The sequence below is a fragment of the Formosa sejongensis genome, assembly GCF_033447105.1.
GTDB lineage: Bacteria > Bacteroidota > Bacteroidia > Flavobacteriales > Flavobacteriaceae > Formosa.
Genome location: NZ_JAWQUN010000008.1, coordinates 68,164 through 89,730 on the forward strand (window position 1 = coordinate 68,164; position 21,567 = coordinate 89,730).

A 21,567-nucleotide genomic window follows, 5' to 3' on the forward strand; every position below is an offset into this window, starting at 1 on the left:
TTCCTGTAGTAATTCCAATTCAGCATCAGTTACATAGCCGTTTTTTTTACTATTGTAAGCCCTAGCTGGATAGGACGGTCAAAGTTGGACTACCTAGTAAATTTGTGACTATTTTATTAAGCTACTTTTTTAATAAATCCTCTCAATTTTATTTCCATTTCTAGAGGTGAGAGATATCCTAAACTAGAATGTAGTCTTTCGTTATTATACCAAAGAATAGAGTCTTCTATCGAGCTGTATAATTGATTATAAGACGTGAATTTAAATCGATATAGCCACTCGTATTTGATTGTTTTAAAAAAACTTTCAGCTACAGCATTGTCCCAACAATTACCTTTTCTACTCATACTTTGGGTTATTTTAAGATTAAAGTTACAAAGATTAGTCATTTTGTTTGAGGCATATTGTACACCTCTATATGAATGAAAAATAAGTCTATGACTAATGTTTCTTGTTTTCCTAGCATCTATCCAAGCTTTCATTACGGTGTTTTGAGTAGTCATATCTTCACTTAAAGACCATCCAACAACCTTTCTATCAGCAAGATATATGATGGTTGTTAAATAATTCCAATCATCATTAACTCTAATATAAGTGATATCAGACACCCATTTCTCTCCTAATTTAAGACTAGAAAACGCTCTATTTAACTCATTTTCAGCAATTAAATATTTATGATTAGAGTCTGTTGTAATTACAAATTTTCTTTTTAAAACACTTCTTAAACCCATTTCTTTCATCAGTAGTCCGATGTAAGATCGGGAATAAATCAAGCCTTCTCGTTCTAATTTTTTTTGAATCCTATAACTACCATAAATTTCTCTACTTTGCTCAAAAATAAATTTAATCCTTTCTTTTAGATGTGTTGTCGGTGTTTTTAATATTATAATATCTTTATTTTTTAACCAATGATAGTAAGCGTTTTTACTAACTTTCATGGACTTACACATCTTTTCAACTGGATACATATCAACATTTTCTAAAATGAATTGATATCTTATAAGTCGCTCTTGGAGAAGATGCTCACCGCCTTTTTTAAGATGTCACGTTCCATCGTTACATTCTTTAATTCTTTTTTTAGTGCTTTAAGTTCTTGAGCTTCAATAGATATTTCTTTCTTTTTTGAAAAATCTCCAGATTTTAACTTGTATTCGCGTTTCCAACGCCCAACCATACTAAGGCTTAAGCCATAATCCTCACTAACTTGTTTGGTTTTAATACCAGAATTTAATAGTTCGATTATCATAACTTTAAATTCATTGTCATACTTTTTTGCCATAAGTCAAATATAAAATTTATAACCGCATAGAAAACGTCACATCAAAGGTAGACACTCCAAGTTGATGAAAAATGCAATAGTAGAATAAAAAACTTTACTCCAAACCAAATAGACAAAAGAAGACATAAGGTACTTAAACAATTTAATATAGGTTTAAAAGAAATTAGACAACTATGTAATATTAGCCACAATATAACAAGTTAAGTTACTAGGCATCGTTATGCCACTTGTATGCGAAAAAAGGTTTCTCGGACGAAGTAATTAATACTAAAATACAAACCCCTCAATTCTTATATAAGATAATATTTTGAGGGGAAGGTATTGGTAAACAATCTAACCAAACTAATTAACGACTATTTTTTTAATAATCTTACCGCTTTTTTGCCCTTTAACCTTAACAAAGTAAACACCTTTAGAAAAAAATGATATATCCAATCGATTAACATCAGTACCTTTTTCAGACAAAATATGTCCTCCCAAAACATTATATATATCTACTGACTCAATTTTTTCATTACTTGATTCAATATTAATATAATTAGTTGCTGGGTTGGGGTAAACTTTAAAATTTGATATTTGATTTTCCGTTAAACCTAAGGAAGGATCATTGGTAACATCTTCCCATGAGGTTCCTATTCTAATTTCATCAATAGTAATACCTGGTGTTTTAGCATTAGAATTAGCATTTATCTTTAAAAGTGTAAATTCAGATCGATTAGACTCATCTTCTAACTTTAGAGAACTTGTGTCTGCAGTAGAAGCAGGTTCTGTAGTTCCGTTTATAGTTGGGTTAATAAACAAATGAGCAACTGAATTCCCATCCGCATTAAACTCATATTTTATGACTACAAATATTTCATCCACATTTTCTGTAAAAGTATCTCCAGTATAAATTGTAGCCTCACTAGAAGTATTACTTTCATTTATACCAAGATTATATGTAGTTGCATCAACTGGCGCAAAATAAAGCGCCGCACCGTAACCAAATCCGTCTGTCGATAATGCAAAGAAATAATCTTTCACTAATCCTGAAAGTGCACTCATATCTGTTACTTTAATCATACAAGAAGCATATAGATTTACGCCATCATTCTCAGTTACTGGTTTAAAATATAATAAAGGATCGTTTGTTCCTCCTATAATCTCAATAGCATTCCCTGTAAATGTAGGCAATCCCGAATAAGAAGTAAATGGGGATGCAATCACAGATGGGTTTTTAGAACTACCATAATCATCTTCAACCCAAGGGCCTTGTCCAGTTGATGTATCTGAATCTAATAGCATTGAGCCAATTGAATAGTCAAAACCCTCATAAAGAGGCAATTCATACAAATCTTGTCCAAAAGAAATAATTGAGGTCAGTAATAAGGTGAAAAATAGTTTTGTTTTCATAAAAAGTGTATTTAAAGGTTTAATAGTTAGTTTAAGAATATCCACTTTTCAGGTTAATGCCTAAATAATGGAATTTTTATTATCTAATCTTTTACGATTGAAATATCGTCGTAATAAGATTGTTCTGAAGCCGTAAAATCGTTTGTTATAAATAATACTATTTCACTACTCGAACCCGTATCAAATGTGATGCTTTGTTCTATCCAATCCCCTGTTGAACTTCCAGTAGAATCATTATAAGACTGAGTAGCAATTATTTTATCAGGAACACCGATAAACTCAGGCAAATCAAAATGATCTTCATAAATTTCCACATAAGTTGCACAACTAGCATCAGGCGTTTGTTTCATCCAGAATGTTATGGTATAAGTTGAATTTGGAGAAACTATAATATCTTGGTATAACCAACGCTTTGGCTTAGTAGATGTATTATTTGTAGTTAAATTGGCGGCAAAACTTCCATCAACAGTATGATTACTGCTACTCGTTGCTTTAGCAAAATAGTCTGAATCTCCAAAATAAGCATCGGCAAGCGCTTCCAAATTCGTATTTCTCCAAGCAGTTCTATTATCATCTTTTACTGCTTCATCATCCCAAGTACCATTATTTATTTTAAGCTCTTTTGACACAAACACACTATCTAACAACACTGCCGCCCCGAGTGGACCTGCCGCTGTAAATGTTACTAAATATCGACCTGCTTCAGCATAGTCATGAGTTGGACTAGCATCGTTTGATTGATTACCGTCACCAAAATCCCATGTAAATGTATCAGCATCGTTTAGATTTGTTAAGTTTTCAAAACTTGAATTCAGATTATCTGTAACTAACTTATATTCTGGAATAGGAATTCCAGGAGGAATAACTTCTTCAACTGTTACATTTTGAGTAATCTGGTTTACTCCTTCAGAACCAACAGCACTCAAAGCAATTGTAAAAGTTCCATCTGACGCATAAGTGTACGTTGGATTTTCTACTTCCGAAATCTCAGCTCCAATTTCCCCAAAACTCCAATAATATTGATCTGCACCTGTCGAGGTATTAACAATTGTAACGACTCGATTGTCGTCTGTTATATAAGAAAATGATGCTTTTGGGTCGGCAGCACTATCGTCATTACAAGAAGAAAGAGCTACAGATATAAAAAAACAGATCCCTAATTTTTTTAGTAATAATAATCTGACCCCATTTTGCTTAAAATAATTTTTATTTGTTTTCATGGTTTAATAGTTTTAGTTTGTTTAATAGTTAATTTGATATAGATTACAACCGTTTTAACCTATATATTAATGTTTGCATTCTTCCATTTGGGATCAATTCTCCCCACCTTATAAAGGCCAAATCATGAAGTTTTTTACTAAATACTTTTGAACCTGTCAACGTATAAAGTGTAATTTCCCAAGAACCTTCTGGTATTTTCATTCCGTTGTTACTTGTAACTACAATCAACCCTGATTTTAAATTAGAGTTATTATTAATTGTTAGATCTGTGATTGATAATGAATAGTTACTTGCATTTAAATTTAATCCAGCAACTGTAGAAATCCCATCGCTAAAAACATGCTCTCTTCCATAGAAGTATTGATTTGTTGGTGTTTTTTCTGCGATTACAGAAGCCGTTACGGCAAAAAGAGTATTACTTCCAGATTTAACTACTATTTTTGTCACAGTTATTTGGTCTCCTGCATTTAATATTAAATAATTTTCTTCTTCTAGTATTGAAAACCGTTGACTGCCTGAACCTGCATCGCCATATATTGACCAGAAAAACTCCTTATCCGAAAGGGTCTTATTTTTAAATTGAAATGTAATAGTGTAATCATTTCCTCCCTCGACAATAGTTACTCCAACCTCATGATCATCTGTTGAGTGAAAACGATTATTTGTAGAGATTTCATCGATAAGAATATCTTTATATATGTAGTATAAAAATTTCTTATCTCCGTAGAAATCATAATGTCCTCTTTGCTTTATTGAACTATCAATTGGTAAATCTGTATCATTATCTTGCACTGTAAAAAGCATAAATCCTATTAGATTCCCTAATGATTTAGTTTTAGACCACATGATTTCTAAATTGGCACCACCTTCATGGTTTTCATAATTTGCAGCAGCAACATTACCTGGATCTGCATCTCTATCGTAAGAAGCTCCTGTTTCTCCAACATACCAACCACGGCTACTGTTAACACTAAATCCTCTACGATTTACAATTCTTTTATAATAACTATTTTCTTTTAACATTGCATCTGTAGAGATGTATAGATTGAATCCTAACATATCGAAATTCTCAAATACGTTACCATCGGTATTATCTAAATTTTCGATTTCTTGATACAAATTAACCGATATTCCATTCCCAGTATCTTTTGCATCTCCAGTATGCGACACAAGCTTACCAGGGGCATAGGTTGTATGAATAGCCTCTGCAGCCGCATTCATAAAATCTTCAATTCCTTGAGCCCCTATAGCATTGTACCAAGACGAATATTTTGATGAAACATTTAACTCATGATACATTAAATAGCCTAGCAAATACTTGCTTCCTTCTGGACCTGCAGCAGCATTAATTGTATTAATTAGACTTGCTACACTTCCAGGATGAGAAGCATCACTAATAGCTCTTGCAAAAGAATCGGCATCATTTGTAGGTAAATCGTCTGATAGATTAGATAAATTATCTTCAGGAGATATTTGCACCATATAATACATAGCCTTATTAGGATCTCCTCCGTCAGGATTTGCAATATTCCATTCTTCTATCCAATTGATTAAATTGGCGTAGTTATCAAAAAATGAATTCTCCCATTTACTTTCATCTGGGCTACCATAAATTCGTAAAGTATTAACTCCAATACTACTTAATTCAGAAAGCTTTTCCTTAACCAACATTTCGTTAATTGCACCTGTACCATCAGTAAAAGGAGTAGCCTTAGCCCAAGATTGTCCATTTAGAAAAAAGGGCACGTTGTCTCTATAAATTCCATCCGCATCGGCTCTCCAATTAAAGGATTGTGCAGTGGTATTTATTACGAGTAACGAGATGGCAATTAATAGTAAATATTTTTTCATTTCTAAAATTAATTTTTTGATATTTCTAATAAATTATTAAAGTATTCTTGAGCCCAACCAAATGAACCATCTGGTCTAATTAACCAATTTCCTGCTAGCTCTTCAGCCTTAAGAACTCTATCTTGCCTTTTAATGCCAGATTTTGTATCGTTAGAATACAGTTCCCAATAAAAAATATAAGGAATGTCTTGAGCTAGGTAAACCCCCATAATCACATCTGTAAAATTCTGAACATATTCTTTTGTTCTGTTATTTCTATTTTCGTGTTCATTTATTTCTCCAATAAACACAACTTTCTTACCTTCCATATATGGAGTAGGATTCATGTAGTGTCTTAAATAATCTATACCTTTATACATTTTAACACCATCGACAGATTTTCCATCATATGCGGACCATGATACCATATCCACATCTACATGTGGTAATACACTAGTTGTAATTGTAGGCATCCTATAAAGAATTCCATCATACACCTTATTAACCTCGACTGCATTGAAAACTTTACACTTAGAATTACTATAATCCTTTCTAGCACGGCTAACCCCTTGTTGTCTAGCCTTAATCCATTCTACCATGTTTTTTATTCTTATTGGAGCATCAGGAGATACTGAATCTTTTTCCCATTTGCTAGCAACACTTGTACCACCACGTAACATCCAATCACCTTCCCAGTTGGATAATATAAATGTGACTTCTCTATTCTTATATTTGCGAAGAAAGTGAGTTGTTAAATCGTAAAACTCATTTTCTACTCGTTTTAGATTCTCCGTTTGGTTGTCTTTAGATGCTCCTGGAAATCCGTCTTTAATGTTTAAAGCAAAAACTTTAAAGGGCATATTAAAAACCTCATCATAATATTTATGATTCGCTAATTCTTCTAAGGTCATGGTATTGGTTAAATTCCAATCTGAATTGTATTTGTATCCATGCGCCTGCCCATCTGCTTTATAAAACCATAGTTTTAAGATACCATACCCCAAATCCTGCATTTTTTCAGCACCTTCAATAATGAAAGGTTTGTCTGTTAAATGATATTGCCCATTAACATGAGTCGCTCCTAATCTATATTTTAGATCGGCAGGAACTTCTCCTCCCTTAGACGGCCTATGTTTTTCAATTATTTCAAAAATCTGTGTATCCGATAATCGTTTAGATATAAACTCTTGAGCATTTATAAAAAGCACATGACTTAAAAAAAATATTATGAATAATTTTATTTTCATCTTAATTTGGCGGATAACAAAGTAAAATTCTTGAGGCTATATTTGATTTAAATATAACCTCATCTATTGCAGCTGATAAGAATATCTCATCGCCTTGTATAAAATTATATTCCTTACCATTACAAAGTATAACCCCTTCTCCTGAGTAAATAACTGCTACATAAAACCCACCATTACCTTTTATGGTATACTCGCCATTTAAATCCAGCTCATTGAGACCAAAGCAATTAGTATGAGTTTCATTAAATATTGTTTTTAAATTATATATATCAGAATTATCAAGAACCTTTGGCTTAACCTTCCAACGACTCAAGGCCTCATCATAAGAGCAACAATCGTAATGGAAGCATTCCAACATTTTATCATTACCAACGCCTTGATGAATTAATTCATCTGAAATAGTCAATCCTTTTGGAGTAACTTTTTCAACTCTCATAGTAAAATCTGTTGGTTCTTGAACTTCCATCAAGAAACAACCGCTTCCGATAGCATGAGGTACCCCCCCGTAAATCATAAATGCATCACCTGGGTTTACTTCAATTTTATGAAGGCAATTTAGCATCCCTTCAATATTTTGATTTATAAAGTATTCCCTCCAAAGTTCTTTAGTAACCCCTTTTTTAAAGCCCATATAAACAACACTCTTTTCACCATCTATTTCTCTGTTGTTTAAAACATACCATGACTCAGTTTTACCGAAATTTGAATTGAGCATAGATTTAGCATACGCTTTATCTGGGTGCACTTGAATCGTTAATCGCTCATTCGAATCGAGCATCTTTATTAATACCCCTGTGGTTCCAAATTTTTCAGAGAGTTTCTTTCCTAAAAAAAGTTCTTTATTAGAATCTACCAGTTCTTTAAGTGATTTTACACCTAAAGGTGTATTCAACATGGAAAGCCCTTCATTTTCTGGACGTCCTTTTCCTCTAGCTGTAATGGTAGACATAATCCATTCTTCTGGCATACTACCATCTTTTTCAGGTGTATTCTTTTTCCATTTATCAATTAAAATGCCTCCTCCATAAGTACGCCAAACTCTATTATTGACTTGTTTTAAAGGTAGGTATGCTAATTTTTTTAAATCTTCCATTACTCTAGTTTATAAGTTGAATAACCCCTGTAATTCCTACAAAAGCGGTGTATATTGAAAACAATAAAATAAGGGTTAAGACAACGTTCTCTATGGGTTTGTTTTTATGATTTCCCATTAAATCTGCTCTATTACTCAAATACAAAATTCCTAAAACTGTAACTGGCAAAATCACGGCATTAAAAACCTGAGACACAACCATTACAAATATGGGTTGCGCATTAAAAATTGGTACTACCAAACCTAATAATGAAATTAAAAGTACCATTATTCTGTATTTTGGTAATGTCATATTCCGCTCAGAATTATTATAGTCACATATTAACCAAGGCAACATTAAAATATTAGGGAATTGAGATGAAACTCCTGCTGAGATTATTCCAATTGCAAATACAGATGTTGCAAAACTTCCCGCTAAGGGCTCCAATAATCCAATCATTTGGGATGCATTAGTTAACCCAATTCCTTCGATATACAGTGTACCCGCCGCTGCAGCCATTATAGAAGCACTAATAATAAACATTAGTATTACAGAGACAAGAGCATCGTTACGTTGTTTTTTCAAATCGGTTATTTTCCACCCAGCTTCTTTAACTAACGTTGTTCTAATAATAAATAAGCCTGAAAAAACAGTTGTTCCTACTAGAGAAGCTATTATTAAAAACGGACTTCTATTACCTGACAAATTTTCAGGAATGTTAGGAATAAGCCCCTTAATTATATCTATTGGTGGGGGCATCATTATAAAGAAGTTAAGAAGAAAACTTGCCGACATGATGGCAACGATTACAGCTAATGCTCTTTCAAAAAACTGTGTTTTCCCATTCCAAAAAATGAAATACACCATCGCAATAAAAGAGACTGCAAAATAAATTGGAGAAATACCTCCATCTACGGCATCTTTAGACCACTCGTAGCAAATATCGGCCACAATTCCCATGACCCCCATGACACTTCCGCAAACACCTACTGTTAAGGCAACAATAAAAAATATTCCAACACCCGGGTGTATATGCTTTCTAAAGGCTTGCAAAGCTGTTTCTCCTGTAATCAAAGTATATTTACCATATAGATTAATCATAAAATAAGTGGTCAAACAAGAGGCTACAATTGTCCAAAGTAATGACATCCCATACTCAGCTCCTGCTTTAGCCATGGTAGTCACACTACCGGTACCGATATTCAAACCAAGTAAAAATATACCAGGAAGAAATAAGGCTATCCATTTTGAAAACTTGCTGCGGAAGGTTTGTTTCATAATTTTAATGTTATTTAATTAATCCTATTTGACTTTTAAAAGTTGTATTTTAGAAACGTTTCTACTATTTATTGATATCTAATTTTAAGACTTTTGTATTCCAACCTTCCAAATGCATTTCAACATCTTTATTTTTTAAATACTTTTTATCTACCTTAATATTGATAGTTTTTTGCTCATTAGGAAGTAAAGACACGTAGTCGTCATCAAAGAATACTGGTAAAATACTTTCTCCATTATTTTTATCTTTCAATTTGATTTTATTTAGTAATGAAATGTTACCAGACTTATTCGTTAATTTAATTTTCGCCGTATAAAAATTGTCTTTAGCACTCTCAACTATATCTAAGTCAACATCTGCCATTTCCAAATCATTTAAATCTAAACAGTTTTTATCGCTATTTTCTAGCCAGTAAAAATTATCACTAACAACCTTTCCTTTTTGTTTTAACTCAAGTTTTAAGAAGCGTACTTTTTCAGAAGGAGTGTGCACTAATGGAAATGATGTTTTTACTGAAGTAGAAGCCAAATTAATAGATTTTGTTTCACTCCAAATACTGTTTCCTGCATCATCAAATATGGTTGCCTTAACTTCTGCATTGTTTAATTCTTCACGGGTATTATTAGCTACACGTATTTCATTCATTTCAATATCCCAAAAAACATGAACATTTGAAGACGCTTTTTTGACAGCAAAATACGATGCCGTGTATTCCAAGTAATGATCATATAATTGACAAATTAGAGATGGCCATGCCGATTGACTCATCCATAAAATCATTCCACTTCCTTGTTTTGATTGCAGACATTCAAACATTGCTTTACCAGTTTCATAATTAAGCAATTGCGCTTTATTACTATAGTCTTCGGCACTTGTTGCGCTTCCGTAACGCTGATCTAAGGTTTTAGTATACTTTTCAGAACGCCCTTCTTGATAATTATGGACTGCCCACATATCACTAATAGGCCATAAATCTTTTTCTGGCATCATTTTACGTAAACTTTCTATCTCAGGAATAGCTATAATCCCAAGTTCACTATGAAAAGTCCCTCCTCTATTTTTAAAATACCATTCTGGAGATTTAACTTCGTACGGACCAAAACCACTTAAAGTTCCATCTGCTGAATTCGTAACATAATGGCGTGTGCCATCTAAAAGATTTGTTTCATTTTTCAAAGCAACATCATACTCTATTAAAGGAAGACCTTCATTACGTCCGCAATAAAAAGCTAATGAAGGGTGTTTACGCACCCATTTAATTTTATCGCGAGCATTTTCCATAAACATATTTAAGTCATTTGGGTTTGGACCATTTTTAGGGTTTGCTAACCAAAAATCATCAAATATTAAAACCCCATATTTATCACATGCTTCATAAAACTCCTTATGATTAGTCATACCAATCCAGTTTCGAATCATATTAAAATTAGCTTCCTTATGTAGCTTAACACGTAAATCATAACCATCTGCATCCATTCGCATCATGGCTTCAGGCAAGCCCCAATTTCCTCCTCGAAGTAGTATTCTTGTTTTGTTACAATAAATAAATAATACGCCATCTATTACTTTATATTCTAATTCACGAATACCATAATTAATACTTTTAGCATCAGAGACTTTACCATCAACAATAAACTCTAAATCAAGTTTTTCAAGTGGCTGTTCGCCATAACCATTTGGCCACCAAATACTTGGGTTTTTTACAGAAAGTTTTGAATATTTTGATTTATCCAGCGTAACTGTTTTGGTTTGATTAGCAAGAATAGTTACAGGAACTTCTAAAGTTATTTTACCACCTAACTTTGCTATTAGCTTTCCATTTACATCCTTTGAAGAATGATTCTTAAGCTCTGTACTTACTGTTAAATCAGCTTCTTTAAGATCCTCTGAAGGTAATTTAGTAGATACCCAAGGATCTTCAATTGAAACATTTTGCCCAACTCTAAACTTGGCATGATTCCAAATACCATTATTACGACCACTTATAATAGGTAGCCAGTTCCATCCTGCAGAAGCTAAAGATGTTGGACCATCAAGTCCTAACATATCTCCATTTGTTGTACGGTCTCCAAGTTCCTTATGAATTACCTTAAATGTACCAGAAACCCAATTTTCGTTATGATGTACTAAAACTGCAACTGTATTTGATTTATCAAAGTTTATCAAATCTGTTATTTCAAACTCACCTCTAAGAAAACCACCATCTATTCTACCCAAATGCTTTCCGTTAAAATAAATATCTGACTTCCAGTTAATTCCGTCAAAATCTAGAAAAATTTGTTCACTTGATAATTCAGAAGGAAAAGACACTTCGGTTCTGTACCAAAAATTATTTCCTGAAAAAAACTCATCAGAAATTTGATGCATGTTATCACTATATAAAGGGTCCGGAAGGGCGCCAAAATTATAATAATCGCCCATTATAGTTCCTGGTACTTTCGCAGGAATCCACTGGGTATCATTATATTCTGAAGTTGCTATTTTTTCTGGATTATCTTTTACAATCGCTGTACTTTGAACTCTCCAAATACGACCATCTAACGATAAATTATTTTTAGAAAGTACATTAACTTTTGAAGGTTTAAACCTGTCGTCTTTATATCCTAAAACTTCAATTTCATTGATCAAACAACCTCGAATTTGAACATTAACTTTAGAAATTTCTATTTTAATGAATCTGACCTTCTTTTGTTCAATATTTAATGTTTGAATCCCGCCAGTTCCTGTAGTAGTGCTGTATACAATATCTGGAGATGAATCACTATTTAATATAATTTTATAGGCCGTCGCAAAGTTTACACCCCATTCTATATTTATGGAATTAATAACTTGCGAAGTACCTAAATCAATCAAAAGTGATTGATTTTCATCCTTATAATGTGCCTCCCAATACGTACTAGAATCCCCATCGACCACTAGGTGACCAGTATGATTAGCATCCATAGCCGAAGATTGATTAACAATACGATACTTTGCTATATTAGTACCCTGAGAAAATCCATTATAAGAAAAACAGATTGACATAATAAAGCATAGAAAAACATACATTATTGGTTTAATACGATAACTCCAGAACATCTTATTCATTTATTTATTTATTTAATTTTGTTTAATTTTTGGGTAGATATATCCTCCCGAATTAAAAACTCAGAAAAAATTTCTTGCCATTTTATCGTTTAACTATCACCTGAAGGCAGAGTTAATCTAATATTTTACAGATTAGTTATAACCAGGGTTTTGCTTAATTTCACCAGTTAAATTCGCATCAATTACATTTTGAGGAATCGGTAATATCGTATCCCTTACCCGGATATTTTCTCCACCATTGAAATTATGCAACTGAGTTCTTTCAAGCCACTTTTGAGTTCTCAATAAAGTATATCTACGATGCTCTTCTAAGACTAATTCTCTAGAGCGCTCATCCAATATGTAATCTATAGTCATATCTCCTTCTGTAATAGGAGTAGCATTAGATCTTTCTCTAATAATATTTATTGTTGCAGCAGCGTCTGAACTATTTCCAATTAAAAATTGTGCTTCTGCTTTTAATAAATATGTATCTGCAAGTCTTATATAAACCTGATCATTATACTGATAAGAACCAGTGATATCAAGTTCAGTTCCCCATTCAAATTTTCTACTAAAAGGCCAGTCTAGTCTATTTCTAGTTGCGCTAGTAATTGGCTCACTCCAGTTTAAATTAATTGTATCTCCATATTTATAGCCATCAGGTAAAACATCTGCAATTGCAGGTTTGTTTTGTGTGGCATCTTTTAGTATAAAATACTTTCTTATAGCCTGATTAGAAAATCTATCATCTTGTGGTTCGTATAAATCTATAGCAAATTTTGTAAGAGACATTCTCGCTCTTGGTCTACCACCTCTTTCAACTGTAAGTTCAAAAGGCGTAACACCTCCAATATTAATATCGTTATATCTGCTTGAGTGCCAACGTCTCATATTACTTCCTTCTCCACCAATTGTTGCAAACTCCCATTGCCAAACCCATAGAGCTTCTGTATTTCCTTCTTCTCTATTAGTATTTCCATCATAAAACATATCCGTAAATGCTGAACCTGGCTCGTTAGACTTAGAGCCATAACGGTTAGTAACAAGTGCGTATTCTGGAGTATTTATTACTTTATCTGCATATGTAACCGTTTTCGCCGGATCATTTAACACTAAATACAGTTCTGCAAGATAATGTTGAACAGCACCTTTACTTATACGACCTGGTAGCGGAGACACCGGAATGTATTGTTCTGCAAAAAGCAGATCTGCTTCAATCTGAGATCTTATTTCCGAAACAGGTGTTCTTTCCCAATCTGTCTTAATATCTGATCCATTTGACTCTTTTAAAGTTAATGGTACAGCTCCCCATGTAAAAGTTAAATGCCTGTATGCCCATGCACGCATCGCTCTAGCTTCTGCTACAACACGATCTTTACTTTCTTCATTAGCACCCCAATCTACACCTTCATTCTCAGCTCTTTCCACAATTGTATTCGCAGCATTTATAACACTGTACAACCATTCAAAATTCCCTTGTAATTCAGAATCGAAAGCATTATTTGTTTCAGCCCAAGGCTCTGCAACTCTACCCCAACCATCACGATGATTAGTACACATATTATCAGTTCCACTAACAAACATTTCGGCTCTTAGTCTATCCGAACTTCTATCACTATCATTTGTAGCTCTTCCTTCTCTTTCCATTCTTACTCTGGCATATAAGCCATTGAGAGCTGCTTCAAATCCGGCTAAATCTAAAAACAATGAGTTTGCTGTAACGATTGATGGAGTCTCCTCATTAAGTACATTTTCCGAGCACCCTGTTATTGTTAAGAACAACAAAGCCAAGAATGATATTTTATAATTTATAGTTTTCATATTATTATCAAGTTTTTTTAAATTCCAATATTTATTCCTAATACATAATCTTTAACAAGTGGTATTGAGCGCTGTCCATCACTGCTATCATTTGCATTCCCTGAACCTAATTCAGGATCTAAACCTGTCCAATTAGTTATAGTTAATAAGTTTCTTCCTGTAAAATATAATCTGAATCTAGTTAGGTGAAGTTTATCTATTATTTCATCTGGCAAATCGTAAGACAATGTGATATCCCTTAACCTAATAAAACCAGCATCTTCATATCTCGTAGCCTGAAACCCACCTTGAGAATTGGCAAGTTCGTCATTCGCAAAAATTACATTGGTTGGGTTGTCTGTAGTCCACCAATCGCGATTTACAGTATTACGTCTTACCCCTTGATAAACATCAGTATTCCACAAACTATTTGATTTCGTGTTTCCATGTACGGCATTAATTAAAAAGTCTAAAGTGAATGCTTTATAAGTAAAAGTATTAGCTATACCCCATATCATTTTTGGATCTCTTTGACCTTGAAACACCCTATCGTCACCATTTATTAAAAAATCACCATTAGCATCTTTAATTTTCACATAACCTGGCTGAGTACCATAAACGGCTGCTAAATCTGCTTCGTCAAGTTGCCAAACTCCATCATATTCAAAACCATAATTTGTTTGAATAGGCTGATCAATAAACCAATTATTATCTAAGTCGTCTACCTCATTTCCATTTTCATCAACAACTCCATACAGTGAAACTATTTTGTTCTTTAAAAAAGAAACGTTTGCTCTTGTAGACCAAGTAAAATTATCTTTGATTATATTAGTTGAGCTTATTGCTATTTCTAGACCACTGTTATTAGTCTTACCTATATTCTGCGTAATACCTAATAATCCATGTACTGGAGATATAGACCTATTAAGTAATAAATCTGATGTATTTGTATTATAATAGTTTATATCTCCTGATATTCTGTTTTTTAGGATTCCAAAATCTAAACCAATATTTAAAGATTCACTTGTTTCCCAACTTAAGTCAGGATTACCTAAAGTTGATGGAATATAACCAGGAGCAGTACTAGATCCTGTTACATTATCAAAAATTCTAAATTTGGCTATGCTCTCGTAAGGTCCAACGGCTTGATTACCATTTTTTCCCCAAGAAACTCTCAATTTCAAGTTATTTACAGTATTACTGTTAAAAAATTCTTCATTTGCTATATTCCAACCTAAAGCCACCGAAGGGAATGTACCCCATTTTCTATCTTCTCCGAAACCAGAAAACCCATCATGTCTTACAGTAAATGTGAATAAATATGTTTGATTGAAATTATAATTTGCTCTAAACATTTGAGAAAGAAGATTTGTTTTAGTGTAGAGATAAGATGGTTCTATTAAATTCGCTTGAGAAGCTCCATACCAGCCCAATACATCATTTGGAAAACCATCTGCACTTAATTTATTAGTGCTACTTTCCTGTTGTTCTGTACTAAATACACCCGTTAATGCTATATTATGTTTTCCAAATTCTCTATTATAAGAAAATATATTTTCTAGAGTATAACTTTGAGTCAGATCACGCAAAACATCTGAAGAACCCTGATTTTCAAAACCTTGAGTTGTATTTCGTCCACGATACACACCGTAATCAGTCGTTTTATGCCTGTATCCCGTATTTAACCTATACTGTAGGCCTTCAACAAATGGTATTTCTATATTTAAATAATTATTAGTAATAATTTGCATTGAAGTATCTGTATTTTCCATAAAAATACCTTCTAAAGGATTACTCCAATACGTATCTTCTTCCCAAGGATAGATATTCAAGCTACCATCATCGTTATATGGCTTGGTTAAAGGGTTCATCCAATAAATATCTTCGAAATTAGCAGATATACCGCTTTTGTCTCCATATGTTAGTGTGGTTCTTGTTCCTAAAGTGAACCAATTAGATACTTTAGTATCTAAATTAAGCCTTGTAGAAATCCTTTTATAAGTGTCGTTTATTGCAATTCCTTGTACATCTAAGTAATTAAAAGCTGTATAAAATTTTGTATTTGCTGAACCACCTGATACTGCAAGGTTATGATTTTGACTATAGCCAGTCTGCAAAGCTATATCTGGCCATGAAACCCATTCTTTATTATCATAAATTTCCTGTTCAGATACTGTCATAGCATCAGGATCTCTAACTTGCTTAAATTTATAAAATTCTTCACCATCCATTAGTTCAGGTAAATTTGATAATCTCTGAACAGATGTATACCCATCATATTTAATAACAGTTTTTCCTTCTTTCCCCCCTTTTGTGGTTATTAAAATAACACCATTAGCACCACGCGACCCATAGATAGCAGATGAAGATGCATCCTTAAGTACTTCTAGCGATTTAATGTCATTAGGACTAATATCTCTAAGTTGTCCATAATAAGGAACACCATCAACAACAATTAAAGGTGAGTTATTTGCTAGAATAGAGTTCCTCCCTCTTACAAGAATAGAAGTATCTTCATTACTAGGTGCTGCACCTGTTGAAACAGTAATCACAGAAATACCAGGAATTGCTCCTTGTATGGCTTGTGAAATATCCACGTTTGGAAGCATTTCTAATCGTTCTTCACTTAAGGAAGCTACGGTTCCAGTAATATCACTCTTTTTTTGAGTACCATAACCAACAACAATAACCTCGTCTAAAGATTGAGCATCTTCTTGTAATTGAATGTTTAGAAGCTTACTATTAGTAATAGTAATTTCTTGTTTTGTAAATCCTACATAAGAGAATACTAATACATCTCCAATTTTTCTATTGGTGATAATAAAGTTTCCGTCAAAATCAGTAGTAACTCCTTTAGAAGTATTTTTCACAATTACATTTACTCCTGGTAATGGTGAATTTGTAATTGCGTCATACACTATTCCTTTAATTTCTAAATCCTGGCCAGAAGCTAGCACGGAAAAAAATAAAAAAGTAATAAGTGATAAATGCGTTTTAGATAAAATAGAATATAGCTTCATCCTTAGTTTAGTTAATAGTTAGTTTAATTTGCTTTACAAATATAGATAGCATATTTGCACTTTACCCATCACTATGTTTCAATAATTATCATAATTATCCCATGTTTTAAGCCATGTTTCAAAGTGAAACATATGTGAAATCATTAATGTAATTCATAATAAAAATATTGACTATAAAACTATATATTAGCAATAAATATGACAAAAAATTGAGAATTTACACATTATTATACATAGTCCTATTATTATTATTCACGAATATACATGCACAAAATGAACCTATAATTTCATTAACGGAAGTGAGTCAAGAAGGAGGGGTCGCAATAACATCTGTAATGTGTATAAATGAAGATAATAATGGCTTCATTTGGTTTGGAACAAATAATGGGCTTTTTAGATACAATTCAAATGATATAAAAAAATACAGCTATTCACAGTCTAATCCCCACAGTATATCCACAAATCGTATTAATAAAATATTAACGAACAACAACGGACAATTATTAATTGCTACAGAAAATGGGCTATGTAAATACAACACTGATTTAGACAATTTTTCTAGACTTGATATTTTAGACAAACAAAATCGTCCAATAGGGATTAATATTGCTTCTATCACACAAACACTAAATGGGGATTATTGGCTCGTTGATAGCAAAGGTCTTGCTAAAATAAATCCTAATTTAAGTCATGCTGAATATATTGAGATAGATGAGCAAAACACTAGTAGAGCCCGCTTATTATATAAAGACAATTCAGACAACATATGGGTTGTATATCAAGATGGACGAATATATTTCAAAACGAAGGAGACTTCCGAATTTCGTCTTTTTTCCAAAGGCATTTCTGGACTTCCTAGAACCATGTTTGTGAATGATGGGAAAGTATGGATAGGTTATGATAAAGATGGTTTACTCTGTTTTGATATAAATGGCAATATTTTAAGGCATTACAATGTAGAAAACGAATTTCCAAGCGACCAAATTAGAAGTGTAATAATGTCGAACGATAATAAATTATGGGTAGCAACTTATAAAGGTATTGTCATAATTAAAGGATTGGATATTATTAAAGAAATCACGCCAGAAAATCACCCTAATTTACCACATCATTCTATATGGTCATTATATAAAGACACAAATAACATTGTTTGGATAGGAACTTGGCTTGGAGGACTTAGTTATTATAGCGAATTTAAAAACTCTGTTACTCATTTTAAACAATCGAACAAAAACAACTTAAAAACAGATGATATTATAACAGCATTTGCACCCGACCCTAATAATGTTGATATCTGGATTGGCGCAGAATCTGGTAGCTTATATAAATACAATCAGCAAACTAATCAAACGACAAAAAATGACGTCTTATATAATAAAAATCGAGTAAAAAATATAAAATCTCTTGTTTTTGATGAGAATAATACGCTTTGGATAGGAACCCGGGATGACGGTATTTTATATAAAAACGAAAACGAAAATAAATTTACTCAATTAAAGACACCCTTTAAAATAGGTTTACAAGTACTTTGTATGCTACCTGAAAAAAACGGTATTTGGATTAGTGATTATCAACAAGGTGTGTTTTATTATTCATTCTTAGATAAAACATTTAAACAATACAAACACAACCCATTAGACAAAACATCTATATCTAACAACCATATAAGAAAAATAATTAGGGATAGAAAAGACAATTTATGGTTTGCCACTGAAAAAGGATTGAATTTAATGTCAAAAGACTCTCATAAATTCACACATTTTTTTCATTCTGATGTGGATTCAAATAGTTTATCCGATGACTATATTTATTCTATTTCAGAAGATTCCAATGGTGATTTATGGATTGGGACTAACGGCAGCGGACTAGATAAATTAAATATTGCAAGTATGACTTTTGAGCATCATTCAACTAAAAATGGTTTGCCCGGAGATGAAATTTATTCTATCCTAGAAGATGTTAACTCAAATTTATGGTTAGCGACTAACAATGGGATTTGTAAATTTTACCCAAAAGAGAATAAAGTACTAACCTTTGGACACATCGATGGCATTTACAATAATAGTTTCACCCCTAACGCAGGTTTATTGTCTAATACGGGTCTTATGTTTTTTGGGGGCTCTAATGGTTTTGTTTACTACAAACCGAATGATATTCTTATACGTAATACAATAAAACCAAGACCAATTATTACTAATTTCTTTATTGGAAACGAAGAAGTACTACCAAAACAGGAAAATAATATTCTATTTACTAATATAAGTAATACAGAAAACATAAAACTAGATTACAGTCAAAAATCCTTTAGTTTTAGATTTGTTGCTAATAATTATATAGATCCAGATAAAAATCGATTTAAGTATCGTTTAATCAATTTTAATGATGATTGGATAGAAACTAATATTAACGGTTCTGCAGTCTTTACAAACGTACCTCCGGGTAAATATACATTTGAAATTATAGCTTCGAACAATGATGGAATTTGGAATGAAAGACCTAAAACCCTTGAAATTTTTATTGCACCTCCTATTTGGGGACGTTGGTATGCCTTTTTGTTTTTTGGATTAATCACACTTTCTACAATGCTTTATTTAAGAAAACAAACCATAAACAGGCAAAAGTTAAAAAATGAGATACAATTAGAGAAGTTAAAAAATGAAAGTGAAGAAAATTTACACCAACTAAAACTTCAATTTTTCACTAACATAACCCATGAATTTAGAACACCCCTAACTTTAATTTTAGGACCTGTAAATGGCCTTTTAAATAGTTTTGAAAAAGAAAGTCATGCTTTTAATCAATTAAATCTAATAAAAAATAATTCTGAAAGACTTTTAAGATTAATTAATCGAATATTAGATTTCAGAAAAATTGACGCAGGAAAATTAAAACTAAGTCCAGTTCACAAAGATGTTATTAGTTTTACTAAGGATATTTTCAATTGTTTTTCAGAGCTTGCCAGACTTCGAAACATTGAGTATAATTTTAAATCGGATACTAATTCAATTAAAATTGATTTTGATCCAGAAAAACTTGATAAAATTATATTCAACATACTTTCAAACGCATTTAAATATAGTAATGATGGATCTAAAATAGAATTGATAATAAAAAATAACCGAGAAACTAAACTCGAATTTATTGAAAGTAATGAGGTTGCTATAGGAGATTTAAATATCAATGAATTTATTGAAATTTCTATATGCGATACAGGAGTTGGTATATCAAAAGAAAATTTATCACATATCTTTGAAAGATTCTATCATACTACTATCGAAAGTGCCCACGGCACAGGGATTGGGTTAAACCTATCAAAGGAATACTTAGACCTACATAAAGGAAAACTAAAAGTAAATTCAGTTGTTAAAAAAGGTACTATTTTTAGTATATATTTACCTCACAAACAAGAAGGCCCTTTTAATAAAATAGAAAACTTAAAAAACTATATTGACGAAGAGAACTCTACCAAACCTAATATAATAGCATTTCAAGAAAGAATTGAACAAACTGAAGATTTATATCATGACTCCTTAATTCTGATTGTTGAAGACAACATTGAATTACTTAATTATTTAGGATATGTTTTAGGCCATCATTTTAAAGTGATAAAAACAAAAAATGGTATTGAAGCCTTAGAGCAAACACACTCACTTTTCCCTGATATTATTATATCTGATATTATGATGCCCGAAATGGATGGTATAGAACTTTGTGAAACTATAAAGAAAGATATTCGTACTAGCCATATTCCTGTTATATTATTAACTGCATTAGAATCTGTTAAAAACAGAATTTCAGGGCTTACCTCTGGTGCCGATGCCTACATTTCAAAACCATTTGATGACAAGCTTCTTATTACCCAAATCATCAATTTATTAGAGTCTAGAAAAGTCTTAAGAGAATCATTTGTTAACATCGATGATGTTTGGAGTAAAAACGTTGGAGAAATGGATATGGACAAAAAGCTTATTCTTAAAGCTGTTCAAGTAGTAGAGAAAAACATTTCTAATATCGATTTCACTGTAGAAACCTTAGCAAGTGAATTAAACCTAAGTCGTACCACACTACATCGTAAACTAAAATCATTAACAGATCAATCTGCGACAGAATTTATTAGATATGAAAGACTTAAACATGCTGTTAAGCTATTACAAAGTGGAAATTTTAGAATGAATGAAGTTAGTCTTGCTGTTGGTTTTAATTCTCATAATTATTTTTCTACCTCTTTTAAAAAGCAATACGGAATGACTCCAAGTGAGTTTATAAAAAGAAAAAACTATAAAAACTAATGAACCTTACTTGCTTAAAATCAATTATTTTAAGCAAGTAAGTCATCTGTAATTTCTGCTGAACGTAT

At 32.2% G+C, this 21,567-nt stretch carries 11 protein-coding genes; 1 reads left to right on the top strand and 10 read right to left on the bottom strand.

All coding sequences use genetic code 11. The features are described from left to right. Positions 1–116 precede the first annotated feature (116 nt). The 10 genes from R6X41_RS10075 to R6X41_RS10120 all read right to left on the bottom strand — a co-directional run bounded on the left by R6X41_RS10075 (position 117) and on the right by R6X41_RS10120 (position 17,210). Positions 117–1,279, bottom strand: a protein-coding gene (locus R6X41_RS10075) for an IS3 family transposase (protein WP_318499887.1) whose coding sequence is annotated in 2 segments (ribosomal slippage) — positions 117–1,042 and positions 1,042–1,279 — 1,164 coding nt in all. Because the reading frame shifts where the segments join, the coding sequence is not laid out codon by codon here. A gap of 342 nt (positions 1,280–1,621) precedes the next feature. Next, positions 1,622–2,671 (bottom strand): T9SS type A sorting domain-containing protein, encoded by a 1,050-nt coding sequence (locus R6X41_RS10080; RefSeq protein ID WP_318499889.1) that lies wholly within the window; start codon positions 2,669–2,671, stop codon positions 1,622–1,624. 83 nt (positions 2,672–2,754) lie between these two features. Beyond that, positions 2,755–3,891 carry a PKD domain-containing protein gene (locus R6X41_RS10085; RefSeq protein WP_318499890.1) on the bottom strand — a complete coding sequence of 379 codons (1,137 nt, stop codon included), beginning with the start codon at positions 3,889–3,891 and terminating at the stop codon, positions 2,755–2,757. Between the two features lie 43 nt (positions 3,892–3,934). Next, positions 3,935–5,743 carry a hypothetical protein gene (locus tag R6X41_RS10090; protein ID WP_318499893.1) on the bottom strand — a complete coding sequence of 603 codons (1,809 nt, stop codon included), beginning with the start codon at positions 5,741–5,743 and terminating at the stop codon, positions 3,935–3,937. A gap of 8 nt (positions 5,744–5,751) precedes the next feature. Continuing rightward, the gene (locus R6X41_RS10095) at positions 5,752–6,969 is read right to left on the bottom strand and encodes a hypothetical protein (RefSeq protein ID WP_318499895.1); all 1,218 of its coding nucleotides are present in this window, start codon (positions 6,967–6,969) and stop codon (positions 5,752–5,754) included. A gap of 1 nt (position 6,970) precedes the next feature. Beyond that, positions 6,971–8,062 carry a type I phosphomannose isomerase catalytic subunit gene (locus tag R6X41_RS10100; RefSeq protein ID WP_318499898.1) on the bottom strand — a complete coding sequence of 364 codons (1,092 nt, stop codon included), beginning with the start codon at positions 8,060–8,062 and terminating at the stop codon, positions 6,971–6,973. Between the two features lie 4 nt (positions 8,063–8,066). Further along, a complete protein-coding gene (locus tag R6X41_RS10105) occupies positions 8,067–9,320 on the bottom strand; it encodes an Nramp family divalent metal transporter (protein WP_318499899.1) in 1,254 nt (417 codons plus the stop codon). 64 nt (positions 9,321–9,384) lie between these two features. Beyond that, positions 9,385–12,345 (bottom strand): glycosyl hydrolase 2 galactose-binding domain-containing protein, encoded by a 2,961-nt coding sequence (locus R6X41_RS10110; protein ID WP_318499901.1) that lies wholly within the window; start codon positions 12,343–12,345, stop codon positions 9,385–9,387. Between the two features lie 195 nt (positions 12,346–12,540). Further along, complete coding sequence (locus R6X41_RS10115; RefSeq protein WP_318499904.1) at positions 12,541–14,211, bottom strand: RagB/SusD family nutrient uptake outer membrane protein; 1,671 nt, start codon at positions 14,209–14,211, stop codon at positions 12,541–12,543. A 17-nt stretch (positions 14,212–14,228) separates the two neighbouring features. Further along, on the bottom strand, positions 14,229–17,210 hold the full coding sequence (locus R6X41_RS10120; protein ID WP_318499905.1) for a SusC/RagA family TonB-linked outer membrane protein: 2,982 nt from the start codon (positions 17,208–17,210) through the stop codon (positions 14,229–14,231). Positions 17,211–17,419: 209 nt separating this feature from the next. Here R6X41_RS10120 and R6X41_RS10125 point away from each other — a divergent pair, with 209 nt between their 5' ends. Further along, positions 17,420–21,499, top strand: coding sequence for a hybrid sensor histidine kinase/response regulator transcription factor (locus R6X41_RS10125; RefSeq protein ID WP_318499907.1), 4,080 nt, complete (start codon positions 17,420–17,422; stop codon positions 21,497–21,499). Positions 21,500–21,567: the final 68 nt, after the last annotated feature.